Genomic DNA, 24,350 nt, shown 5'->3' with positions numbered 1-24,350 from the left:
GATAACCATTCTGTATGAATGTGGAACGACACAAAAACCAAGCTATATCCCAATTCTCTTTTCTTTTTGATTGAAATTTTTCTCTTCTGATGATATACTTTTTCAAGAGAAAAACAAAAGTAAAGGAGGATCTATGCGTTCATCCTGGCTATGGTTGGTAGGAGTGGTCATGTTTTCTTTGGGATTTTCAGCCGAGGTTTCTCAGAGGAAAGAAATTGCCGTGATGCCTGTATACAGTTCATACAATCTTCCCAGTTCAGCGTATATGTATTTTGACGATCAGATGATTGCCACGATTGCTTCCATGAGACGCTTTCAGGTTATCGGTTATCAATACCGGCTTGACGGGACCACAGCCCAGCGCTTCATTGAGCGTATCAGGGAACTCAAAAAACAGGCTGCCCTTCAAAATCCCCAGTATCGAGATGAGGATTTAGGGGTAGCGGTTATCCCGGCTGCCGAAATGGAGAGGTTGGTCAATTCTGTCTTTGTGTTCATCCCGTCTATCAACGGCTATGATTCCCGTTCCTACGATATTGAAATCAAAGAGGCCAAACAGGGTGGTGGGTATCAGATCAGGATTGTCAAAGAACACCGCGCGACGGTCAATATCTCCATCAAGATTATCGATACGGCTGGCAATCTTCTTTCTACTTATGACAACAGTGGTGAAGGTGTCTCCAGACTCAGTCCGAATGACGCTTACCAAAAAGCCGTGAATAGTGCCGTAGGGGGACTTGGCTATTATCTCCGGAATGTAGAAGAGTTCAAGATCAAAACGGCTATTCTCCGGGTAGAGGGTGATTATGCCTACCTTGAACTGGGGAAAAACTTAGGTATCAGCCCCGGATACGAGTTTGCCATTGAGGAAGAGATCCAGATCATGGACCGCTTCAAGGAGAAACGTCGCACAGGACTGATTCGGGTGAGTTACGTAAGTGACGAGTATTCCTATGGGCATATCATCTTTGGTAATCCCAAGCCGGGACAACAACTGATAGAGGCTCCAAAAGCAGGGGGAAGGTTTGGTCTTTCTTTCGGCGTTTTGCCTATGGAGGTGCCTTCAACGGCAACACTAACCTACTCATCTGGAAGCGTTTCGCTCAATACCAACCTTTCTTTTGGATCGGTGAATGGTTTTGCTCTGGCCTTTTTCATGCATCTTGATCTAGAGATGGGATACAGCTGGCTCTGGGAATCCGCCTTTGGTATCGGTTTTTCTGATCCTTTGCTTATCTCCATGCAAATAGGCCCCGCCTATGAATGGTACATGCGAAATACGAGTGTGGTTTTTGGTGTCAAGTTTGCCGCAAACATAGGTGCCAAAGAACTTGGCAAACTCACCAGTACCCTCGATTATCTCACCATCGGGGGCAAGGATTTGGCCACCCCTGTAAGTGTCTCCCTTAACTGGTTTGATTTTGCCCTTCTGCCCCAGCTCTCCTGGAATATCCAATTCAACCAGACGGTGAAGCTTCGTCTCTTTGGAGGTTTCCAGTGGAGTTTCTACCAGATGGCAAGCCTGTACTTCCGTGAAAGTGGCGATGATGAAAGTGCCGAATCGGTTTCTGTCACGCCCACCTTCCAGAACTGGAACGGGAAATTGGGGACGACGGGGATAACGGGAGGCGTGGAGATTATATTCAGATTATAAAAAAACCAAAGGGGGTGCTTCTGAAAGTACCCCCTTTTTTCTTATAAGTTTTGGCACATTATTCTCCATAATGTTCCCTTCTCTTTTTCTTTTCCTCTCCCTTTCATTGTGATTTTTTTTCTTTTTTCCTATAGTAATGGCACATAATTTTTCTCTTTACCAAAGAATATATGGAGAAGGAGGAGAGACGATGTTTGAGACCAAAGAAAAAGAGGTCAAGCTTTCCCCGGAACTCCTTTCATTCATAAACGAATGGAAGTCAAAACCGGGCAACCTTATCATGATTCTGCACCGGGTGCAGGAGGAGTATGGGTATATCCCTCGTGATGTGGCCCTGTCTTTATCCCGTATGTTAGATGTCCCTCTTGCCAAAATCTATGGGGTGGTCACTTTTTATCACTTCTTCCGTCTGGTGAAACCAGGGAAGCACACCATCTCGGTGTGTATGGGAACGGCCTGCTACCTCAAGGGTGGTGAGGATCTCATCAAGGAACTGGAGGTCCAGCTTGGTGTAGGGGTCAATGGTACCACTGAGGATGGACAATTTTCTCTCCAGGCTGTTCGTTGTCTCGGGTGTTGTGGTCTTGCCCCTGTGCTCACGGTGGACGGGGAGGTGTACGGACGTCTCACCAAAGACCAGATCCCCGATATCATTGCCAAGTACAGCAAGTAGCCTATGCACGCCACTCTCTGTGATATCCTCTACGAACTTGTGCAGAACGCTGTTGAGGCAAAGGCCACGCTTATTACGGTGGATTATCTTGAAGATGAGGAAACAATTACCTGTTGTGTTGGGGACAATGGCTGTGGGATGACACCTGAGGAGATGAAACAGGCCACCGATCCCTTTTACACCAATGGGGAAAAACATGCTCATCGTCGTGTTGGCTTAGGGTTAGCTTTTGCCAAACAGCTTGCCGAAACGGTAGGAGGAGAGTTTCTCTTGGACTCCCGAAAGGATGAAGGAACATCTGTAGCCCTTGTTCTTCCAAAACATCATGTGGATATGCCACCGGTGGGAGATCTTCCCTACCTTTTTGCTCAGATCATGATGTTTGATGGGGAGTATGAACTGCTTGTTCATAGAAAGTGTGGAGAGGCTTCCTACCGGGTCACCCGAAGTGAACTTCAAGAGAGTGTGGGAAGTTTTGAGGACAGTTCAGGATTCTCACTTGCAAAATATTATTTTGAAAAATCAGAGGAAGAGGTAAAGGAGGCAATCTATGGCAAAAATCACGCTTGAGGAACTGCGCCGACTTCGTGAAAAAACGAAGTCCGAGATAGAAAAACGAGAGGTGGAGGGAAAATCCACCATTATCATTGTGGGTATGGGAACCTGTGGTATTGCAGCGGGTGCCCGTGATACCCTCAAATCCTTTGTCGAGAACATCGACAAACTTGGTCTCAAGGATGTCGTGGTCAAACAAACAGGATGCATGGGGTATTGTTATGTGGAACCCACCGTTGAGGTAGTGATGCCAGACATGCCACGTACCATTTATGGCAAAGTCACGGCTGAGGTAGCAAGGAAAATTCTCGAAGACCATGTGATTCACAAAAAACTGGTCAGCGAGCATGTCATGGACAAGCCCGCTGCGGATATTATGAAGTAGGAGGACACCATGGCGTATAGAGGTTTTGTTCTTGTCTGTGGAGGCACAGGTTGTGAATCCAACAAAGCCGGCGTCATCTTTGATGCCATGAAAAAAAAAGATGACAGAACTGGGGCTTCAGAACGAGATTCAGCTTGTAAAAACAGGTTGTTTTGGTCTCTGTGAAAAGGGTCCGATTGTGAAGGTTCTCCCCGATGAAACCTTCTACGTTGATGTCAAGGTGGAAGATGCTGATCGTATTGTGCAGGAACATCTTCTCAAGGGTCGTCCTGTAAAAGACCTTGTCTATCAATACGAGGAAAGCCAGAAAAATGTTCGTATCGAAAACATCCCTTTCTATCAGAAGCAGTTTCGTATTGTTCTTCGAAACTGTGGAGTAATTGATCCTGAAAACATCAATGAGTATATCGCTCGTGATGGCTACAAGGCTCTTGAAAAGGTTCTCTTTGAGATGAAGCCAGATGATGTGATTGAGGAACTCAAAATCTCTGGTCTTCGCGGACGTGGTGGAGCTGGTTTTCCCACCTGGAGAAAGTGGGTGTTCACCAAGGATGTCCAGTCTGATGTCAAGTACGTGGTATGTAACGCCGACGAGGGTGACCCCGGAGCCTACATGGACAGAAGTACCATCGAAGGTGATCCTCACTCCATTATTGAAGCAATGACCATCTGTGGTTACACGGTGGGTGCCAATCAGGGTTATGTCTATATCCGTGCTGAATATCCTCTCGCCATCAAGCGCCTCGAAAAGGCTATCCAGCAGGCAAGAGAAATGGGTCTGCTTGGCAAGGATATTCTGGGTAGTGGCTTTGATTTTGATATTGAGATTCGACTCGGGGCAGGAGCCTTTGTCTGTGGTGAAGAGACAGCCCTTCTTGCTTCTATCGAAGGCAATCGTGGTATGCCTCGTCCTCGTCCGCCCTTCCCTGCGGTGAGTGGTCTCTGGGGCAAACCCACGGTGATCAACAACGTAGAAACCTGGGCTAGCATTCCCGTGATCATCCTCAAGGGAGGAAAATGGTTTGCAAGCATTGGAACAGAAACCTCCAAGGGTACCAAGGTCTTCGCCCTCACTGGTAAGGTCAACAACTCAGGTCTCATTGAAGTTCCCATGGGAACCACTCTCCGGGAGGTTATTTTTGACATCGGAGGTGGCATCAAGGGAGGCAAAAAGTTCAAGGCTGTCCAATCCGGTGGACCTTCTGGTGGTGTGATCCCCGCTGAGTATCTTGACACCCCTATAGACTACGAAAACCTCCAGAAATTGGGATCTATCATGGGTTCTGGTGGTCTCATCGTCATGGATGAAGACGATTGTATGATTGATATTGCCAAGTTCTACCTCGAGTTTACCGTCGATGAATCCTGTGGAAAGTGTTCCCCATGTCGTATTGGTGGTCGTCAGATGCACGGCATTCTCGACAGAATCTCCAAAGGAAAGGGTGAGCTTTCCGATATCGACAAACTCAAAAAGATTGGTCAGGCCATGCAGAAAGCTTCTCTCTGTGGACTTGGTCAGACAGCTCCCAATCCAGTCCTCTCCACCCTTCGCTATTTTGAGCATGAATACCGACAACACATCGTGGAAAAGAAATGTACATCTGGAAGCTGTAAAGAACTGGTCAGTTATGTGATTGATCCCCAGAAGTGTATTGGGTGTGGGCTCTGTGCTATGAAATGTCCCGTGAACTGTATCTCCGGTGAAAAACGCAAGCCCCATACCATTGACCAGGCAAAGTGTATTAAGTGTGGCAACTGTTATACCGTATGTAAATTTGGCGCTGTGATGAAAAGCTAAAGGAGGGAAGCCATGGAAATGATTCAAATAAAGATCAACGACATAGCCATCGAGGTTCCCAAGGGAACCACCATCTTAGAGGCCGCCAAGAGGGCCCAGGTCAATATTCCCAAACTCTGTAATCATCCTGATCTTCCCCCTACGGCCGCCTGTGGACTCTGTATTGTGAAGATCAAAAACAACCCCAAGATGATCCGTGCGTGTGCCACGAAGGTAGAACCGGGGATGGAAGTGATCACCCATGATCCTGAACTCTACCAGGTTCGTCGTACTGTTCTTGAGCTCATCCTTTCGAATCACCCCAATGATTGTCTCCGATGTCCTCGGAATGGTAACTGTGAGCTTCAGAAACTTGCCGAGGATTTTGGTATCCGTGAGGTTCCCTTTGCCAATATGATTGTGGAACATCCCGTGGACGACTCTTCCCCGGCTCTTACCATCAATCCAGCCAAATGTGTGAAATGTGGCCGCTGTGTGGAGGTATGTCAGGTGATGCAAAACGTATGGGCTCTCGAGTTCATTGGCCGTGGATACAATATGCGTATTGCTCCCGCGGCTGATGTCAAACTCATCGATAGCCCCTGTGTGAAATGCGGGCAGTGTACCGCTCATTGTCCTGTAGGTGCCCTTTACGAGAAAGATGAGACCCCCGCCGTGTGGGAGGCTCTGCAGGATCCCAAGAAGCACAAGGTCGTCCAGATTGCCCCCGCGGTACGTGTGGCCGTAGGGGAGGCCTTTGGACTTGAACCCGGTACTCTTCTCACCAAGAAGATCTATAGTGTGCTCAAACGTCTTGGCTTTGATGCTGTGTTTGATACCAACTTTGGTGCCGACCTTACCATCATGGAAGAGGGCAGCGAATTTGTCGAACGTTTTGTTCACAAAAAGGGTCCCCTCCCCCTCATCACCAGCTGTTGTCCTGGATGGGTGGACTACCTTGAGAAGTACTATCCCGATATGATCCCTCATTTCTCGTCGGCCAAATCTCCCCATGAGATGGTAGGGGCTCTCTCCAAGACCTATTACGCCGAGAAAAAGGGACTGAAAGCCTGTGATATCTACGGCGTCTCCATCATGCCCTGTACTGCCAAGAAATACGAGATCACCCGTACCGAAGAGATGAATGCAAGCGGTTGTCAGGATGTGGATGTGGTACTCACCACCCGTGAGTTTACCCGTATGATCAAGTCCTCTGGTATTGATTTTCTGAATCTCCCGGATATGGAGGCTGATAACATGCTTGGGGACTATACCGGTGCTGGGGTTATTTTCGGTGCCACCGGTGGTGTGATGGAAGCGGCTCTCAGGACAGCCTATTATCTCATCACAGGCAAGGAATTGGGCAAGGTTGATTTTGAGGAAACCCGTGGACTTGAAGGCATCAAAAAGGCCACCATTGATATCAATGGCACCAAGGTCAATATCGCCGTGGCTCATGGTCTTGCCAATGTTCAATATGTGATGGAAGAGGTGAAAAGCGCCCTTGCCGCAGGCAAGGAACCCCCTTACCACTTCATTGAAGTCATGGCATGCCGTGGAGGATGTGTGGGTGGGGGTGGTCAGCCCTATGGGGCTACCGATGAAATCCGGGCTAAACGTGCCAAGGGTATCTATGAGGACGACAAGCAGAGTGAACTTCGTTGCTCTCACCATAACCCCATGGTCCAGCAACTCTACAAGGAGTACTTAGGTAAACCTCTCTCCGAAAAGAGCCACAAGCTTCTCCATACCCATTACCACGAAAGACCACTGTACAACAGATAACAAAAAAGGGAGTGCTTCGGCACTCCCTTTTTTCTATAGCTCTTTTCCTTCTGAAAAAAACATACAAAGCTCTCTACCTCTTTCCATTCAGAGGATACTTTTGAGACCCTTGCACGGGTGTTTTCTTCCCCTGTTTGGGTCAGGGGCTACGCCCCTGAAACCCCGCTTTTTCCATTTACAAGGGCTTATTTATCTTTTTTTGTTCAAAGGAATAGTTTTATTTATTACGTTAAGGAACATTTTTATACTATTTTTTTGTTTTTTACTACTTTTTTGAGACCTTTGCACATTCGTGCAAAGGTCTCCTTTTGTCTAAAACACCAACATACAAACAAAAAAACCAGAAGCAAAACAAAGAGTTTTTACCAAAAACCTTTCAAGAAATACCCTTCAAATGCCGATGGTAATAAGAGAAAAAAAGACAAAGGAGCATTCCATGGAAGGCTATCAGAGCTACAAAGAGGTAGACATTGAAACAGCCAGTGGGCTAAAGTTAGTCGTTATGCTCTATCAGGGGGCTATTCGTTTCTTAGGAATTGCCAGGGAAGCCATCCGCAACAAAAAGCTCGATGTAGCCCACAACAACCTTCTCAAAGCCCAGGATATTGTGCTTGAGCTCATCAGTTCCCTGAACTTTGAGGCAGGTGAGATTGCCCAGAACCTCTATAGCCTCTACATGTATATCAACAGACGCCTGATTGAGGCCAATGTGGCCAAGGATATTACCATCATCGATGAGGTTACAAAACTCATGACCACCCTCAAGGAGGCATGGGAGATTCTTTTGTCTCAGCAACGAGGCGATACGCCGGATGACCAGAAGAATCTCAACCTGCTGGGATAAAACTGTGGAAAGGAGCAAGGTATGCCAAATGGGAGCCATGAAATTATCGACGATTTTGAACTGGACATGGATATTGAAACCATTACGCTTGATGATATAGATCTTCGAGAGTTTGAAGAACCCCTCCCTCAGGAGTTTGCCTCTTCTCCTGGGACAATGGAGGTAGGAAGTATCGGCAACATCGAAAACATTCAGATCAGCACAGCCTCTTTTGGGGGACCGGCAGGAGGAATCGGAGAAGGGACCGCTGGTGGAGGTGGAGCACCTGGTGTGGAAACAGGTCCTCTTCCCCTTTCAGGGAGCTTCTCTCTCGAACCGGAAGAAATCAAGCTTTCTGCTCCCTCTATCACCATTCAGACTGAAAATCTCACCATATCCTCCCCTCAACTAGGCATGGCTCCAGCAGAAGGAATAAGTCCCTCTCAGACTTCCCCTCTTTCCTCTTTCGAGGAAGTACCTCCTACATCCCCAGAAACACTTCCAACCGGCATGACCGAGGCCCCCTCTATCGAATCCCTCAATGTTGACGAACTCGAGTTTGGCGGACCTGTTCCCCTCTCTGAGGGAGAAGAAATTCCCTCCCAGGAACTCGAGGTACCCACTATCGAAAAAGAAGAAACCATCAATCTCCTCTCTGAGGAAGAGCCTCCTATTCAGGAAGCCACAACAGAAGAAATAGCCATCAAAGAGGAACCCGAACTCCCTCAAGAAGAAGGAGCAGAAGAGATATCACCTCAAGAAAGCCGTCCGATTAACGACAAGGATGAGATTATCAGTCTCAGTGGAGACGAACTGGACAAGTTCCTCTACGGCGATACCATTGGCGGCGTTGAGGTCATCCCTGAAGAAGCAGGGGAGGAGGTGATTCTTCCCCCGGTGGAGGAAACCATTCCTGAAACCCTGATTGCTCCCGAGGAGGTTGCTTCCCAAGGAGAACGGATATACGTCGAAAGCACCAAAAACCATGTGCCTTTAGAGGAAAACTTTGAACTCATCGTAGAAAATGAGGCCTCCGCTGATAAAGAGACCGTCTATACCTCTGAACCAACGGAAGTACTGCGAGAAGGCCCTGCAGGCCCCGAGAGAGAGCCTGAGGTTCCTCTCCCTGATTTAGAAGAGCTCGACAAGGTTGTGAATGAGCCTTCTTCGATGCTCTCAAGCGAAGAACTTCCCACTTCTACCCCTCAGGAGCCCGTTCTTCTTGAGGCAGAAGAGATTTCTCTTGAACCTATTACCCTTGATGAAGAACCCATTCCGTTTGCGGTCGAAGAAGAAGGAAGTAAAAGTCTTGTTATCGAGGAGGCCTCCCCTGAAACGATTGAGATGGTAGAAGCAGAACCTACCGTCATTGAAGTGGGTGAAAGCCCTCTCGTTTCTGAAATAACTTCTCCCACAGAAGAAGCAAAAGATGTTGACTTCCAGTTTGATCTTTCGGCTATCCCTGATCTCCAGCCTACGGTAGAAGATGAAAACGAACCCATAGCCCTTTCCCTTGAAGAACTCAACAACATTGAAGTCACGGAAGAACCCCCTCTCTCGATGGCTTCCGCTACTCCCGAGGAAGAAGAGGGCAATATCGAGATTGCCTCAGCTGGACCAGAAGAAAGCCTCTCTGAACTGGAAAGAGGACTGGAGATACCCGTTGAAACCGAGGTTCCTCTCTCACCAGAAAGTTTTGAGTCCATGATTGCCGAAGAAGAGAAGATAGAAGAGATTAAACAGCAGGATCTCAATCAGCTCATTGAAATTGCTGAACCAGACGTGGAGTCTTTAGAGAATGAAACGGAATCACTCCTTGGTGCTGAAGAGACCCTCCCCCCTCTCGAAGAGGCCGAAACCGTGGAGGTTTCTTTAGCCGATCTTGGCGTAACCGCTAACGAAGAGATTTCCGAACCGATTGTCAGTGAGGCCTATATGGAAGCTCCCGTAGCAGAGGAGATGGATCGCCGACAGGTGATTGAAACCAACCTTGACACCCTGAGTGGCACAACACGAGAAGAACTCCGCAAGGTGATCCAGTACCTTGACAATCTCCTTGCAGATCTCCCCGAGGAAAAGATCAAAGAATTTGCTCAGTCTGAATACTATGATCTTTATATGAAGATCATGGAAAAACTTGGCTTATAGGATAGGGTATGGGACTGAGGGAAAAGGCAAAGTATTACCGTTTTAGTATCCAGCCTCCTTCGATTAACTACGAGAAAAAACTTCTGGAACTTCAAACCCTTTTAGAGATCAATAAAGAGCTTGGGGCTACACTCAAAAGCGAGGAACTTCTCCAGATTCTCTTATTTACCCTGATGGGGCAATTTCAACTCTCTGAAGTGGCCATTTACCAAAAAGAGGAGACCTCGTATTTTCTTGCCCAGCACCAGGGGATGGAGAATATCGAGCCTAAGGTTGACTTTAGCATAGAGTCGCTCTTTTCTCAGGGGCTTGTACGAGATTTCAGGGGGGAGGGGTATTTCTCAGGCCTTTCTAAACCCTACCTTCTTGTCCCCCTCCTCAGCAAAAATGGCTGGAATGGGTTTCTTCTTCTTGGGCCACGAGGAGACGGAAATTACCAACAAGAGGATTACCATTTCATTGAAGCAGTAGCCTCTCTTGCGGGAAGTGCTCTTGAGAACGCTCACCTCTATACCTCCCTTCAAAAGGCCTATCAGGACCTCGACCGAAAACTCAAGCAGCTTTCCGCCCTCTATGAGATCAGTACCCTTATCAATTCAAGCGATGATTTTGATCTGATTACCTCCCTTCTTCAAGAAACGTTGGCTACCGGGTTTGGGGTCACGTCTTCTTTTCTCCTTGCCTTTCAGCAAGGGAAAGCCAAGGTGGCTTCCTGTTATCAGGTAGAGGGATTCCAGGTAGATCAAATATATTCGCTCTCCCCGGAAGAAGAAGCCAGCTTTGCCGACAATCAACCAAAGCTCATTTCTTCTTCATGGTCAAGAGCCCCCTATATCTTTCTCCCCCTCTCCACAGTCAAAAGACGGGTCGGAGCCCTTGTGATTACCTCGATGGACAATCAGCCCGTCTCTACCGTGGATACAGAAACCCTCAATCTTTTGGCCATCATTGCCTCTCAGATTGCTCCTCCCCTCCTCCTCTCCCAGTGGATCAGGGAAAAATCCGTTCACAACCCTTTCGAAAGTCTCTATATGATTCTCCGTACCGAGGCCCAAAAAGCAAGGGAATTCGGAGTAGGGATGTCCCTTCTCTATCTCAAACTCAACAACCTCTCAAAATATCCCGAGTTTTATTCCGAAGAACAAACGCTTTCTCTTCTCCATACCTTTGAGCACAAGATAGTGGACAGTTTCTCTTCTTCTCTCTCTCAGTGGATTCATTATGACTTAGAACGGTTTCTTTTCATCTTCACCGGCGTTCCCTCCTCTGATGTAGAGGTCATGGTAGAGACACTTCATCAGTTAGTAGCCGAGGTGTTTTCTCATCAGGGAGAAATTCCTATCCAGGTCCAGACTTCCATTGCCAGTTATCCCGATGAAGGGGAAACGCTTTTACCCTATCTTACCAAACTGATGAACATGGTATAGGGTTGTATGAAGATTATCGAAACAGGAATCCCACCCCACAGCCAGCCAATGGTTTTCAACGAAGATGTGGAAATTCGAGGAAACGTGGGAGTAGGAAACCACATCGAAGCCAGAGGCAATATTGTGATCATCGGAGATGTCGACCAGTCCAAGGTCTTTTCCCATGAAGGGAGTATCACCGTCCATGGACTGGTGATAGGGTATCAAACCTCTCTCGTCTCCGATGGAGACATTGTGGTTCACACCGTTAGAAGCGCCACCCTCCGGGCAAGAAAAACCATCACCATCCTGTACGAAGCCGTCGAAGCCCACCTGATCGCCAAAGAAACCATCCTGTGCAAAGAAGGCAAAGGGGCTATTGTGGGGGGAAGTGCCGAAGCCGGGCTGGAGATTGAGACCAAGTTCTTGGGAAACGAAAAGGGATTTTATACCACAGCCAAGCTCACCAACTTCAAACAATCGGAGATGTTTCTCCGAAGCCAGAAGTTAGCCGAGATGGAGAAAAAACTTACAGCAGAGAAAGAAAAATACGAAAAGACTATTCAGATTATCCGTATCTTAGGCGAAAAGGTCAAACAACTCCCCCTTGCCAAAAAACAGGAACTCGCCCAGCAGGTGAAAACCTATCAGAACCTCTCTCTGCAGATAAGCCAGATCCAGCAAGAAAGAAAACAACTGTGGGAGCTCTCACAAAAACAGAGTGAACTTGAGAGAACTATTATCATCCATAATACCATCTATGAAAACGTCTCTTTGGCCATTGATAACCAGAAACTCGATGTTACCTCGCGTTATCACAATGTCATTGTGTACAAAAAGGGGATTCTTATCTTGGGTGATTTCGACGAGTACATGAAAAGGAAAAAATACGCTTAACCCCCCTCCTCACAAACATCAAACCCCCCAAAAGTATAAACCCACAAAAAAATCCATAATGAGACCTTTGCACGAATGTGCGAAGGCCTCAAAAAAGTAATAAGAAAACAAAAAATAGTATAAAAATATTTCTTCTCGTAATCAATAATCCTATTTTTTGAATAAAAAAGACAAATAAGCCCCTGTAAACAGAAAAAACGAAGAAGAGGGGCGTAGCCCCTGACCCAGAAAGGGCAAGAAAGCACCCGTGCAAGGGTCTCATAATAACAAAAGCTCTTCCCCTATTTCAAGCAAAACCATTTGCTAAAACATCTCCATAGTCCCTTTTCAGACTTTCCCTCTAATGCACAAAACGCCTTGAATGAATATTGATAAGAAGCGCCGCGCCCATCGCAAAGGCAAGGTAGGCCGAACCACCATAACTGATAAAGGGAAGGGGAAGCCCCGTTGCGGGGAGGATACCCAGGGCCATCCCTGTATTGATGATCACGTGGCTGGCAAACATCGTAAAGATCCCGATGGTAACCAGAGTCCCCTCTTTATCCTTCGCCTCCTTGATAATGGCAAACATATACGAGAAATAGAGAAAAAAGAGCCCCAAGACGAGAAGAGCCCCTATAAGCCCGAGTTCCTCACAAATGATAGAAAAGATAAAATCCGTATCCTTTTCCGGGAGAAAGCCTAGCTGGTTTTGCGTCCCGCGGAAAAGCCCTTTGCCAAAAAGGCCTCCCGAACCAATGGCAATACGGGACTGTATCACATTATACCCCGCCCCTGCTTTGTCAAATTCAGGATTGATCATCACAAGAATACGTTTCCACTGATAACTTTTCAAAACCTTGACCGCACCGGCGGCCATGAGAAACCCCATCCCGCTAAAAATAGAAAAGGGAAGTATCTTCTTGATCCAATCCACAGGATTGAAAAAATCAATGATAGCGGTAAAAAGAGAATAAAGAAGAAGAGCCAACGCAATACTGAAAAGGGTTTTGAAATCAATAAGCATATCAATTAGGGGAAGCGGCGGGTTCCCCACCTCCAGATAATATTTATAGAGAGCAATAAGAAGAATCACCACAGAACCCACCAGCCCAACTATCAAAAGATAACGAATAAAACGGGTATCCACCATCCCCACATACCCCATCGCAAGGAAGATAAGAATATACACAAGCGACGTCCCTAAATCAGGCTGGAGAAGAATAAGCCCGATGGGAATCACAGCAATGAACGAAGACACCAAAAACACCTGAACCCTCTTTTCTATCACAGGAGCATTGGCAAGGTATTTAGCCAAAAAGAGAATATAAAAAATCTTCATCACCTCCGAAGCCTGAATACCAAGCCCCCCAATCCCAAACCAGCTTCGCGAACCACGGATGTTTTTCCCTACAAGAAGGGTGAGAATCAAAAGAAGAATACCAAGAATATAAAAATACGACGAAAGCTCCACCCACCGGTAATAATCCACCCACAGAATAACCAAAAACACCAAAAGACTTATCCCCACCCAGATAAGCTGGCGAAGGTATTTGCCTGTATTTTCTCCCGTTGCCGTAATACCTGTACTATAAATAAAAAGAATCCCTATACACGTGAGAAGAAGAGGAATAAGAACAAGAAACCAATCAACGTTTCGAAACAGTCTTTTCCACATAGGCTACCTCTTAAACTGGTTTGGATTGAGCGGATGAATCTCTCGAAAATAATAGTCAATAAGCTTCACCGCAATAGGAGCCGCAGCTGCTGATCCCCCGCCTCCATGTTCCACCACCACCGTGACCACAATATAATCCTCAGGATTGGAAGAGCCATAGGGAGCAAAAGCTGTGAAAAGGGCATGGGTCTCCTTGTCCTTGCCTGCTTCTCCTGTCCCGGTCTTTCCTGCGATAGGATAGGGTGTGGCATATTGCACCCATCGTGCCGTTCCTTCGGTGGTCACCTTGTACATAGCCTTTTGCAACAGGTCAAAGGACGTTTCAGGAAGCACCACCTTTCGAAGAACCTGCGGTTTATTTTCCCAGAGGGTCTCTCTTGTCACTTCATCAATGATGGCCTTGAGAAGAAATGGCCGATACACCGTTCCCCTGTTCGCAATAGCGGCCGTCATCTTGTTGAGACCCACAGGAGTAATGAGAAGATCTCCCTGACCAATACTGATATTGGCAGTATCTCCAGGACTCCACGGTCGATTATATCGACGTTTGAACCAGGCTTCCTCAGGAATGAGCCCCTTCGCCTCTCCCGGGAGATCAATACCGGTTTTTTCCTGGATGCCAAAATCCCTCGCATACGCCAAAATTTTGTCCTTGCCGACCTCCAATCCCATGGTATAGAAGTAAACATCACAAGAGTTTGCAATCCCATCAAAAAAGTTTTCCGCATGATGAACATCCCAGCAATTAAAAATACGGTTGGCAATCCTCATTGAGCCACGACAATACACTATCCGATTCACATCAATCCCACTGGCAAGAATAGCCACCGCAGAAATAAGCTTGAAGGTAGAACTGGGGGGATAGATTCCCTGAATAGCACGGTTGAGAAAGGGCTTGTTTTCATTGTCCCGGATGATATAAAATTCCTCCCGGCTGTATCTATCGGAAAAGACATTGGGATTGAATGAAGCACTACTCACCAGCGCAAGAACCTCTCCTGTATAGGGTTTTGAAACAACGACTGCCCCATTTCTCCCTGCTAAAAGGTCATAGGCCATGGCCTGAAGTCTGGCATCAATGGTGAGCACGACCGGCTGGGCATGCTGCGGTTCCTCGGCAATCTCTTCACGAATAAGTTTTCCCTTGGCATCTACCACACGGTTCATGATACCCTTTTTACCACGAAGTTGCTTGTCGTATTGTTTTTCAATTCCCATTTTGCCCACAATAGCACCCGCATAATACTCAGGATCATCCTTGAGTTGCTGGTACTCCGCCTTGCTGATGATACCGGTATAACCAAGAAGATGCGCAGCCTTCTCAGCCAGGGGATAAAATCGTCGTGGCAGGTTTTCCATGTACACACCGGGGAAGTTCTCCTGATGCTCAGCAAAACGAACCATGGTTTTTGCATCAATATCGGAAGCAATGACAATAGGCGTAAATTTATCAAGGGCCTGTTCTTCGATCATGGCATTGATATTGGAAGATGAAGTATTGAGAAGAACAGCAAGGTTTTCAATCACCATTGTGCGGTTGGTTCCCGAAGGAAGAAGACCGGGAATCACCACAAGACTGAGAGACTTCACATTATAGGCAAGCTGCGTTTGAAGATTCCTGTCATAAATAACACTTCGATAAGCGGGAATAAATCGAACACGGGCACGGTTGAGCTGGGCTTTCTGAAAGTACTCCACACTGCGAATAATCTGAAAAAACATCACCGTGGCCAGGGCAATAGCCATATACCCATACACAATACCAAAGATAATCTTTATCTTGGTAAAGGAACGTTTGGTAAGTTCCTGCATCAGCCCATGCTCCTTTTGTCTTATTCATCGCTATAAAAGATGAAAAGGATCAAGATCAAGCTCAAGATAAAGCCCTGAAGTTTTTTTGTTGCGCTTCATCTCTTCCTTCATCAGCCGAAAAAAGGCCTGAATGCTTTCTACCGTTTTCGATTTTATCATTATATGGTATCTATAGGTATTTTTCAACTTTTCAAATGGACAGGGGAAGGGTCCGAGAATAAGGGCCTTTCCCTGATGATGCTGTCGAAAAGAGTTGAGAGAAGGTTCAAGAGAAGCAAGAAAGTGCGTAAGCTTCCCTTTGTCATCACTTCGAATAACCACCCGTCCCAATCGAACAAAGGGGGGATAGGAAAACTCCTTCCTCTTGAGAATCTCCTGCTGGTAAAAACCCTCATAATCCTGCTTAGCCCCAAACGTAATAGCTGGATGGGAAGGAAGATAGGTCTGGATATAGGCCTCTCCAGGTGTCTCCCTTCTCCCGGCTCGCCCTACGACCTGCGTGATAAGGACAAAGGTGCGCTCCGAAGCCCGAAAATCCGGTATCTGAAGGCCTATATCAGCCAAAATAACCCCTACAAGATCTAACTTTTCAATATCATGCCCTTTGGCCATCATCTGAGTTCCCACAATAATATCATACTCATGGTTTCGTATTTGCTGAATCATGGTATCAAAGCTATGTTTGTGGGTGGTGGTGTCAAGATCAAGCCTGATGGTACGATAGCCATGAAAATGTTCAGAAAGAAAGTGCTCAAGACGCTCGGTTCCTATCCCTATCTCCTTGAGATTGGTCCCATGACATTCCGGACAGGTGTCCGGTGGAGTTTTCGTATAGCCACAATGATGACAAACAAGAGAATTTTTCTTCTTGTGATAGGTGAGAGCTACATCACAGTGGGGACAGGTAAAACTATGCCCACAATCAGGACAGAAAAGAACCGGCGCAAATCCCCTTCGATTGAGAAAAAGCAGCACCTGCCTCTTCTGAGAAAGGGTTGTCACCATAGCTTGAAGCAGAGGAGTGCTCAAAATGGTATTCTTCTCCTCTTCTTTGGATGCCTTGAGGTCAATGATATGCACAGAAGGGAGAGGGGTTGTTCCATGACGGGTAGAGAGTTTCACTATGGTGAGCTTTCCCTGAAGGGCATGGTAATAGGTTTCTATCTGAGGGGTCGCGGAACCAAGAAGAAGGGTAGCCTTCTCCCTCTGAGAACGATAAAAAGCCACCTGACGGGCATGATAGCGAGGACTTTCCTGGGATTTATAGGAGGGTTCATGTTCCTCATCAATGATGATGAGGCCAAGATTCTGCATTGGAAGAAAAATCGCAGAACGTGGTCCAATGGCCACTTTCGCTTCCCCTTTCAAACACCGAAGCCACTCGTGAAGACGTTCACCAGCCGAGAGACGACTATGGTAGAGGGCTATTACATCACCAAAAACCTGAGAGAAACGTTCTACCATCTGAGGAGTGAGGGCTATCTCCGGAAGAAGAATAAGGGCTGTTTTCCCCATCTCAAGGCAACGGGCAACCAAATGTTTGTACACTTCGGTTTTGCCGCTTCCCGTTACCCCATGAAGAAGAAAGGGTTTGGGAGTTCCCAGATGGGGTACAACAGTCTCAAAAACCTTCTGCTGCTCGGGGTTGAGTTTGTACAAAGACTTTGGGGAAACAGGAGTATGAAAAAGAGGGGTAGGACGCTTAGCCTTTGGGAGAAGAGTACCAAGAACCTCCCCCAACGGCGAGACATAATACTCGCTGATCCAGTTGGCCATTTGCCAGGTAGCCTCTGTCATAATCGGAGTGTGATCGATAACCCTTTCCACAGGTTTTATCTCATACGAGGCTTTGACTTCCTCAGGCTCTTTGAGAGCCCCCACCACCCCAATCATACGCTGGCCCCGAAGGGTTACCTCCACCCGTCCATAAAGAGGTGTAGCGTCCTCCACAAGATAGGAAAAAGGCTGATCTAAGGGAACGGGAAGATAGACATCGGCTACTTTTGGCATAAACCAACCCTCTGGAGGGCTGCATGAATATCCGCTTCAAAGAGAGGATAGTACGCCACATAATTACGAAGCACTGCGGCAGGATGAAAGGTGGGAAACACCGGAAACCCCAAGATACTCTTGTGTTCCTGGCCTCTTGTTTTGGTAATTCCCTCTTCTGTAGCCAACAGATATTTGGCTGCAGAATTGCCTAACGCTACGATCAATTTTGGCTGAATCAGTTCTATCTGTTCCCTCAAAAAGGGTGTACAGGCGATGGTTTCTTCAACTGTTGGGGTACGGTTTCCCGGCGGACGATGTTTGAGAATGTTGCAAATATAGACCTGGCTTCGACTCACCCCGAATTTTTCCAGTGTGGCCGTGAGAAGTCTCCCCGCTCTTCCCACAAAGGGAAGTCCCTGATTGTCCTCTTCTTCTCCAGGGGCTTCTCCCACAAAGACAAGAGGGGTATGGGGATTCCCATCAGCAAAAACACTTTGCTTGGCTGTTTGATAGAGGCTACAGCCCTGACAGGCAAGAACCTTTTGTCTCACCTTTTCCAAAGCGAGAGAAAGATCATCCTCGGAAACCTGAGTGAAACTTTTCTGGACAAGAGCCTCAGGCCATTCACCGGTGAGATAACAGAAAAGCGCCCGATAGGGATCAAACAAGCCCATACCTTTTTCCCTCCTGCTCTACCCACTGATGAAAGGCACGAAAAGCCCTTCCTCGATGGCTGATGGCATTCTTTTCCTCAGGAGAAAGCTCGGCAAGGCTTTTTTCATAGTGGTAGTCTTCCGGCAAGAAAATAGGATCAAAACCAAACCCTCCGCTCCCCCGCATCTCGTATCCTATACGCCCTTCACAGGTTCCTCGAAAGGTGAAAATATCCCCCGACGAAAGAAAAACCGCTACCACACAAACAAAACGAGCGGTTCTTTTTTCAAAAGGAGTATCCCCAAGTTCGGAAAGAAGCCCAAGACATTTTCTGGTGTAATCACGATCATTTCCAAGATAACGAGCTGAATGAACCCCTGGACGACCATTCAGGGCATCCACCTCAAGCCCTGAATCATCAGAAACAGCCAAAAGCGAAGAACTCAGATGCTTCTTGACGAAAATAACCTTCTGGGTGGCATTTTCCTCAAAGGTATTCCCCTCCTCGGGGATCTCAAGAGAAAAACCCACCTCCTCTAAGGTCACCCACCGAAACATGGGGAGAATCTGCTGGATTTCGACGACTTTGTGGGGATTTTTTGTGCAAAGAAGGGCTTCTCTCATAACTCTTTCCTGTCAATGTAGCGTTTGGTGAGATCAGAAAAGGCATCGATTCGCCTATCCCGGAAAAAAGGCCATATCCGACGAACGTTCTCCACCCTTTGCAGATCAATATCAACAACGAGAATGGTTTCCTCCGTTCCAGCTTGAACCAGGATTTCTCCTTGAGGACCCGCTACAAAGCTTGTCCCCCAGAACTGAATCCCTTTCACCCCTTCCCATTTTTCAAACCCTGTGCGATTCACAGCCACCACATAACACCCATTGGCTACCGCATGTCCCCTCTGCACCGTCATCCAGGCTTCTCTCTGGCGAAGCTTCTCCTCCTCTGGATCAGCAGGATCCCAACCAATAGCGGTGGGATACACAAGGATCTCTGCCCCCTGCAAAGCCATGAGACGGGCGGCTTCCGGATACCACTGATCCCAGCAAACCAGAACCCCCACTTTCCCAAGAGAGGTTTCTATCGGCCGAAATCCCAAATCCCCCGGCGTAAAATAGAACTTCTCATAAAAACCTGGATCATCAGGAATATGCATCTTGCGATAGATGCCGGCGATCTCTCCATTTTTTTCTATTACCACCGCCGTATTGTGATAGAGCCCCGGTGCCCTTTTTTCAAAAAGAGAACTGACAATCACCACCCCATACTTCCCGGCAAGTTTGCCCAAATACTCAGTACTTGGCCCGGGAATAGGTTCAGCAAGATCAAAATACCTCACATCCTCTTCCTGACAAAAATAGAGCGTATTGTGAAGTTCCTGAAGACAGATAAGCTTGGCCTCTTTCTGAGCGGCTTCCTCAATAGCCTGACCTATTTTTTTGAGATTAGCTTCAGGGTTTTGACTACAGGCCATCTGAACAAGAGCGATTTTGTATGTCATACAAGCACCCCCTGTGGGATCTGCATAGTCACACAATGGATAGAGCCATGTTGTTTGATGAGAGAAAGAGCGGGAATTCCAATAATCTCCCTCTCAGGGAAAACCTCTTGAAAAAGACGAAGGGCTTTTGGGTCATTTACCTCATCATGATAGGTGGGGACAATGACAGCCCCATTCACAAAAAGAAAGTTGGCATAGGTGGCCGGAAGACGATTTCCCTCCTCATCGTAGCGCGCCGCTGGCATAGGAAGAGGAATGAGGGTATAGGGTCTGCCTTCAGGAGTACGGAAACGCTTGAGATCGTTCTCCATCTCTTTGAGCGCCTGATAATGTTCATCCGCCGGATCCTCACAACTCACATAGAGAATCATCTTCGGACTGGCAAACCGTGCTAAAGTATCAATATGGGAATCTGTATCATCACCCGCTAAATACCCATGTTCTACCCACAGCACGCGCCTTGCCCCAAGATAGCGACGAAGAGCCCTCTCAATCTGCCCACGAGAGAGATGGGGGTTCCGGTTGGGAGAGAGAAGACAGGTGGAAGTGGTCATCAGAGTCCCCTGTCCATCGCTTTCAATACTCCCCCCTTCAAGAATAAGCCCAATCGTCGAAAGAGAAACCCCTCGCCGAAAAAGACCAGCACGAAAAAGCCGACGATTCACCTGGTTGTCTTCACAGGCTACAAACTTGAGTCCCCAGCCATTGAACCCAAAGTCCAACAACTTCCTTCGTCCCTTTTTATCAACAACCGTAAGAAAACCGAAATCCCTTGCCCACGTATCATTGGTGGGAAGTTCTACAAGAATAAGATTGGCTTCTTGTGAACCTGTATCAAGCAACCGGGAACGAAGGAGTTTACTTCTCCCCTCGGGGACAATCACCACAGCCTTCTCAAAACGGGTAATAGCCGCTATCAATAGCTCATAGGTCTTTTCTACTTCTGAAAGAAGGGGCGCCCAATCGCTTTTTTCGTGCGGCCAGGCAAGAAGAATCCCATCCTGACTTTCCCATTCAGCTGGTAAACGGTGATTCATAGTTTCTCCATTTTATGGTAGTAAAAAGCGGCTTTTTCTTCGTCTCCTCGCAGTCGGTACAGCTGATAAATAACCCCATACTCATTCGCCTGATCCAAAACCTCATAGTTTCTCTCGTCAATCATTTCCCCAAAAAGAGCCTTGATTTCTTCCGGGGTGGGATGATGATCAAAGATGGTTTCCATCTCAGGCATCCTTCAAAAAGGCCTTGTATCCCTCATAAGCCTGGTGAAGGTCTGCTTTGCTTATCACCTCAAAAGGAGAATGCATGCCGTCCACCCCTACGCCACAGTCCACCACCTGAATCCCAAGGTCCGCAAGGTAATAAGCCACCGTACCACCGCCCCCTTCATCAACCTTGCCGAGTGAACCCGGTTGCCAGATGATGCCATTGTCGTTGAAGATCTTTCTCACCTTGCCCATAAGTTCAGCAGAAGCATCGCTTGCCCCTGCCTTTCCTCTGGAACCTGTATACTTCTCAAGAATAACCCCATATCCCATCCGAGGAGAAACAACCGGATCAAAAACCTCTTTGAACATGGGATTAATCACGGCCCCCACATCGGCTGAAAGGGCAAAACTCTTCTCAAACATCTCACGAAAAGCCGCTTCTGGTGCCGATGGATCCTGAAGACGCAAAAGTTTACCCAAAGCATTCTGGAAAAAGCGAGACCGTATCCCCGTTACCCCATAGGAACCAATTTCTTCTTTGTCAACAAGAAAAACTATCAGGGTTTTCTCTGGAGTTCCTGCAAAGTCCCGAATAGCCCTATAGGCGGCATAACTACACACCCTATCATCATGGCCATAGGCCCCTACCATACTTCTATCAAAGCCAATATCCCTTGCCTCAAAGGCAGGCACAATCTCAATTTCTGCTGAGATGAAATCCTCTTCTTCAATCCCGTACTCATCATGAAGGTGTTTGAGAGCAAGGGCTTTGATCCGTTCTGAAAGGTCTTTGTCCTCAATCGGGCGATTTCCCACCACCAAGCGAAGATTCTCTCCCTCAACCCCGTCAAGGAGCTTTTTCTCTCCCTGAGATTTCCCGGCAAGGTGGGGAAGAAGATCATTGATGGTAAACACAGGATCATCCTTTTTCTCTCCGATGCAGAGATCCACGCTCGAACCGTCTCTTCGGATAACCGTTCCATGAAGGGCAAGGGGAATATTTACCCACTGGTATTTTTTGATACCCCCATAGTAATGAGTTTTCAAAAGGGCCATATCCCCATCCTCGATAAGGGGAACGGTCTTGAGATCCAGACGTGGAGCATCGATATGGGCCACCACCATATTGACCCCTTCTGAGATAGGCCTTTTCCCAATGATGGCAAGCAAGATATTTCGATAGCCATTTCGCAGGAAAACCTTATCACCCGCTTTCAGAGACTTTTTCTCTTCAAAGGCGTGGAAATTATGCTTCTTTGCCTCTTCTTCGACAAATCGTACGCACTCTCTCTCCGTCTTGCAGGTGGAAATAAAATGCTTGTAGTCATCAGCAAACGAATAGATGGCTTGAGTCTCGTCCTTTTTGTTGTCCCAGACATTTTTGCGCTCATAAGCAAAGGGGAGGGTTTTCTTTTCAGCCATGATGGTCTCCTTATCACAAAAGAAGTTGAGATATTATTGTAGAGATTCCCTGTGGTTTTGTCAAATGAAAGAGTAGCCTCTGCAGGGAAGAGGACTATGGCGATGTGTCAACCACAAGGGGGCTTTCTGAGAACGCAGGGCGCCCGGCTTACCTTGTCTCAGCCAAAGGCAATGATTAAACGTTTAACCTCTCTTTACACCCCCTCATGGTTATTGCTATCACCCTGTTTCAGCAAACCACCTCACCGGTTAAACGTTTGCCTCCCCCTCTATACAAACTCAAATGGCCGCTCTCACCCCCTTTCAGCAAGAAAATACAACCCCGGCTATCACCATGTCTCAGCAAACGAGCCCCCTTTGCTGAAATAAGGTCATAGCAAAATCTCCCGGCACCCTTCTCCCAGAGAGAAGGGCTGGTCCTATTCCTATGTTTCAGCAACACCCTCTCCTATCCCCTTCTCTCAAACAAAAGATATGTAAGACACTACAGGACATACAAATACACCCAACTCGTTTGAAAAAAGGAGATAGCTATTAGTTATTGTATTATAAAAACTTATCTTCCTTTTCTTTCCCCAATTTCTTTCTTCTTTAACTTGATTTTTTTTTGGATTCCTTGATATAATAAAATAACTGGAGCATATATGCAAAATTTTTTGCTTTCTTTACCTGTTGTGGGCAAGTGGCTTTCTTCTCGACCCGTGCTTCTTCGAGTTGTCGAAAATATCAGCTGGCTTTCCTTGGACAAGGTTCTTCGTCTTGGTGTGGGGCTTTTTGTTGGTGTCTGGGTGGCAAGATATCTTGGACCTGCTGGCTATGGGATGCTGAATTATGCTGTAGCTTTTGTGAGTCTTTTTAGTGCTCTGGCTACCCTTGGGCTTGATCAAATTGTAGTTAGAGAGCTTGTCCACTCACCGGAAGACGAAGGAAAACTTGTTGGGACGTCTTTTTTTTTGAAACTTATGGGTGGAGTTATTGTTCTTTTTCTTTCTACATTGACAGCCTTTTTTATCCACAGGGGGGACTTAAAAACTATTTTGATGATTTTCTTTATTTCTCTTGGAATGGTAGCTCAAGCTTTTTTAGCCATTGATTTTTTCTTTCAGAGTAAGATTCTTTCAAAATATACGGTTATTGCTCAGAATATAGCCTTTTTTGTTGTCTCAGGAATGAAGGTTATTCTTATTCTCTTGAGGGTATCTGTTGAGTGGTTTGCTGTTATGTCTTTGTTTGAGGCTTTTGTTGCTGGAGTTTTTCTTGTGTTTTTTTACAACAGAAAAGGTGGGCACATATCAAACTGGAAGTTTGATATGGAAACAGCGAAAAAACTTCTCCACGATAGTTGGCCTCTTATTTTATCAAGTGTGGCTATAACTATCTATATGCGTATTGATCAGGTGATGATACGTAATATGCTGGGGGAGAAAGAAGTGGGGTGGTATTCAGCTGCGGTGAGTTTGACAGAGGTGTGGTATTTTATTCCAGGGGTGATTACATCGTCTGTGTTTCCAGCTCTTGTGGAAGCAAAGAAAATAGACGAAAAAATATATAGAGAACGGGCAAGGCAGATGCTTTGGTTGTTAGGGGGAGTGGCTATTTTTATGGCTTTGCCTATTTCTCTTTTGAGTAAGAGTATAGTGCAGGTATTGTTTGGAGATGCCTACAGATTTTCTGGAGAGGTCCTTCGTCTCTATGTGTGGGCGAGTGTGTTTGTGTTTTTCGGACAGGGAATTAATTACCTATTGCTATGTGAATCTGATCAGAGAATAATTTTTTTGAGAGTTGCGATCGGTGCACTATTTAATGCATTTTTTAACATGTTTTTAATTATAAGAATTGGAATATTGGGAGCTGTATATGCAACATTATTGGCGTATATTTTTTCTCTCTTTATAATATTTCTCTGGTCTAAGTACAGAAATTGGCTTTTGAAGATAAGGATGATTGAGTGAGGTGGCGAAATTATACAGTGTGGTATGGATAAGAAAAATTTTTCT

At 46.6% G+C, this 24,350-nt stretch carries 19 protein-coding genes and 1 pseudogene; 11 read left to right on the top strand and 9 right to left on the bottom strand.

The genetic code is table 11. The features are described from left to right. The first annotated feature begins 133 nt into the window (after positions 1-133). From BREVNS_RS03710 to BREVNS_RS03665, 10 genes and pseudogenes are all read left to right on the top strand, one after another. Entirely contained in the window at positions 134-1,654 is a 1,521-nt protein-coding gene (locus tag BREVNS_RS03710) for a hypothetical protein (RefSeq protein ID WP_483427711.1), read from the top strand. A gap of 190 nt (positions 1,655-1,844) precedes the next feature. Beyond that, positions 1,845-2,327 (top strand): NADH-quinone oxidoreductase subunit NuoE family protein, encoded by a 483-nt coding sequence (locus BREVNS_RS03705; RefSeq protein WP_483427710.1) that lies wholly within the window; start codon positions 1,845-1,847, stop codon positions 2,325-2,327. Between the two features lie 3 nt (positions 2,328-2,330). Further along, the gene (locus BREVNS_RS03700) at positions 2,331-2,897 is read left to right on the top strand and encodes an ATP-binding protein (protein ID WP_483427709.1); all 567 of its coding nucleotides are present in this window, start codon (positions 2,331-2,333) and stop codon (positions 2,895-2,897) included. After that, positions 2,878-3,267, top strand: coding sequence for a (2Fe-2S) ferredoxin domain-containing protein (locus BREVNS_RS03695; RefSeq protein ID WP_483427708.1), 390 nt, complete (start codon positions 2,878-2,880; stop codon positions 3,265-3,267). The genes BREVNS_RS03700 and BREVNS_RS03695 overlap by 20 nt, the downstream gene beginning before the upstream one ends. Positions 3,268-3,276: 9 nt before the next feature. After that, positions 3,277-5,065, top strand: a pseudogene (nuoF, locus tag BREVNS_RS03690) (NADH-quinone oxidoreductase subunit NuoF). 12 nt (positions 5,066-5,077) lie between these two features. Beyond that, positions 5,078-6,829: an NADH-dependent [FeFe] hydrogenase, group A6 gene (locus BREVNS_RS03685; RefSeq protein ID WP_483427707.1), complete on the top strand. Its 1,752-nt coding sequence runs from the start codon at positions 5,078-5,080 to the stop codon at positions 6,827-6,829. Positions 6,830-7,265: 436 nt separating this feature from the next. Further along, positions 7,266-7,673, top strand: coding sequence for a flagellar export chaperone FliS (gene fliS, locus BREVNS_RS03680; RefSeq protein WP_483427706.1), 408 nt, complete (start codon positions 7,266-7,268; stop codon positions 7,671-7,673). A 21-nt stretch (positions 7,674-7,694) separates the two neighbouring features. After that, positions 7,695-9,800: a hypothetical protein gene (locus BREVNS_RS03675; RefSeq protein WP_483427705.1), complete on the top strand. Its 2,106-nt coding sequence runs from the start codon at positions 7,695-7,697 to the stop codon at positions 9,798-9,800. An 8-nt stretch (positions 9,801-9,808) separates the two neighbouring features. Next, on the top strand, positions 9,809-11,227 hold the full coding sequence (locus tag BREVNS_RS03670) for a GAF domain-containing protein (RefSeq protein WP_483427704.1): 1,419 nt from the start codon (positions 9,809-9,811) through the stop codon (positions 11,225-11,227). Between the two features lie 6 nt (positions 11,228-11,233). Continuing rightward, the gene (locus tag BREVNS_RS03665) at positions 11,234-12,103 is read left to right on the top strand and encodes a FapA family protein (protein ID WP_483427703.1); all 870 of its coding nucleotides are present in this window, start codon (positions 11,234-11,236) and stop codon (positions 12,101-12,103) included. 340 nt (positions 12,104-12,443) lie between these two features. Here the strand turns inward: BREVNS_RS03665 and rodA are convergent, their stop codons facing one another. Genes rodA through BREVNS_RS03620 form a run of 9 tightly spaced genes read right to left on the bottom strand, consistent with a single transcriptional unit; the run spans position 12,444 to position 22,353 of the window. After that, a complete protein-coding gene (gene rodA / locus BREVNS_RS03660; protein ID WP_483427702.1) occupies positions 12,444-13,760 on the bottom strand; it encodes a rod shape-determining protein RodA in 1,317 nt (438 codons plus the stop codon). Positions 13,761-13,763: 3 nt separating this feature from the next. After that, the gene (gene mrdA, locus BREVNS_RS03655) at positions 13,764-15,572 is read right to left on the bottom strand and encodes a penicillin-binding protein 2 (RefSeq protein ID WP_483427701.1); all 1,809 of its coding nucleotides are present in this window, start codon (positions 15,570-15,572) and stop codon (positions 13,764-13,766) included. Positions 15,573-15,602: 30 nt separating this feature from the next. Next, positions 15,603-17,582 carry a replication restart helicase PriA gene (gene priA / locus BREVNS_RS03650; protein ID WP_483427700.1) on the bottom strand — a complete coding sequence of 660 codons (1,980 nt, stop codon included), beginning with the start codon at positions 17,580-17,582 and terminating at the stop codon, positions 15,603-15,605. Further along, a complete protein-coding gene (locus BREVNS_RS03645) occupies positions 17,570-18,238 on the bottom strand; it encodes a uracil-DNA glycosylase (protein WP_483427699.1) in 669 nt (222 codons plus the stop codon). Before BREVNS_RS03645 ends, priA begins: the two co-directional genes overlap by 13 nt. Beyond that, positions 18,225-18,842 (bottom strand): RdgB/HAM1 family non-canonical purine NTP pyrophosphatase, encoded by a 618-nt coding sequence (rdgB, locus tag BREVNS_RS03640; protein ID WP_483427698.1) that lies wholly within the window; start codon positions 18,840-18,842, stop codon positions 18,225-18,227. The genes BREVNS_RS03645 and rdgB overlap by 14 nt, the downstream gene beginning before the upstream one ends. Beyond that, a complete protein-coding gene (locus tag BREVNS_RS03635) occupies positions 18,839-19,723 on the bottom strand; it encodes a carbon-nitrogen hydrolase (protein ID WP_483427697.1) in 885 nt (294 codons plus the stop codon). Before BREVNS_RS03635 ends, rdgB begins: the two co-directional genes overlap by 4 nt. Further along, positions 19,720-20,760 (bottom strand): agmatine deiminase family protein, encoded by a 1,041-nt coding sequence (locus BREVNS_RS03630; protein WP_483427696.1) that lies wholly within the window; start codon positions 20,758-20,760, stop codon positions 19,720-19,722. The genes BREVNS_RS03635 and BREVNS_RS03630 overlap by 4 nt, the downstream gene beginning before the upstream one ends. Further along, the gene (locus BREVNS_RS03625) at positions 20,757-20,945 is read right to left on the bottom strand and encodes a hypothetical protein (protein ID WP_483427695.1); all 189 of its coding nucleotides are present in this window, start codon (positions 20,943-20,945) and stop codon (positions 20,757-20,759) included. The genes BREVNS_RS03630 and BREVNS_RS03625 overlap by 4 nt, the downstream gene beginning before the upstream one ends. 1 nt (position 20,946) lies before the next feature. Continuing rightward, positions 20,947-22,353: an aminopeptidase gene (locus BREVNS_RS03620; protein ID WP_483427694.1), complete on the bottom strand. Its 1,407-nt coding sequence runs from the start codon at positions 22,351-22,353 to the stop codon at positions 20,947-20,949. Between the two features lie 644 nt (positions 22,354-22,997). Between BREVNS_RS03620 and BREVNS_RS03615 the strand changes: the two genes are divergently transcribed. After that, complete coding sequence (locus BREVNS_RS03615; protein WP_483427693.1) at positions 22,998-24,305, top strand: flippase; 1,308 nt, start codon at positions 22,998-23,000, stop codon at positions 24,303-24,305. Positions 24,306-24,350: the final 45 nt, after the last annotated feature.

It is taken from the genome of Longinema margulisiae (assembly GCF_025266855.1).
Lineage (GTDB): Bacteria > Spirochaetota > Brevinematia > Brevinematales > Thermospiraceae > Thermospira.
This window is presented reverse-complemented; position numbering and strand designations above follow the sequence as displayed.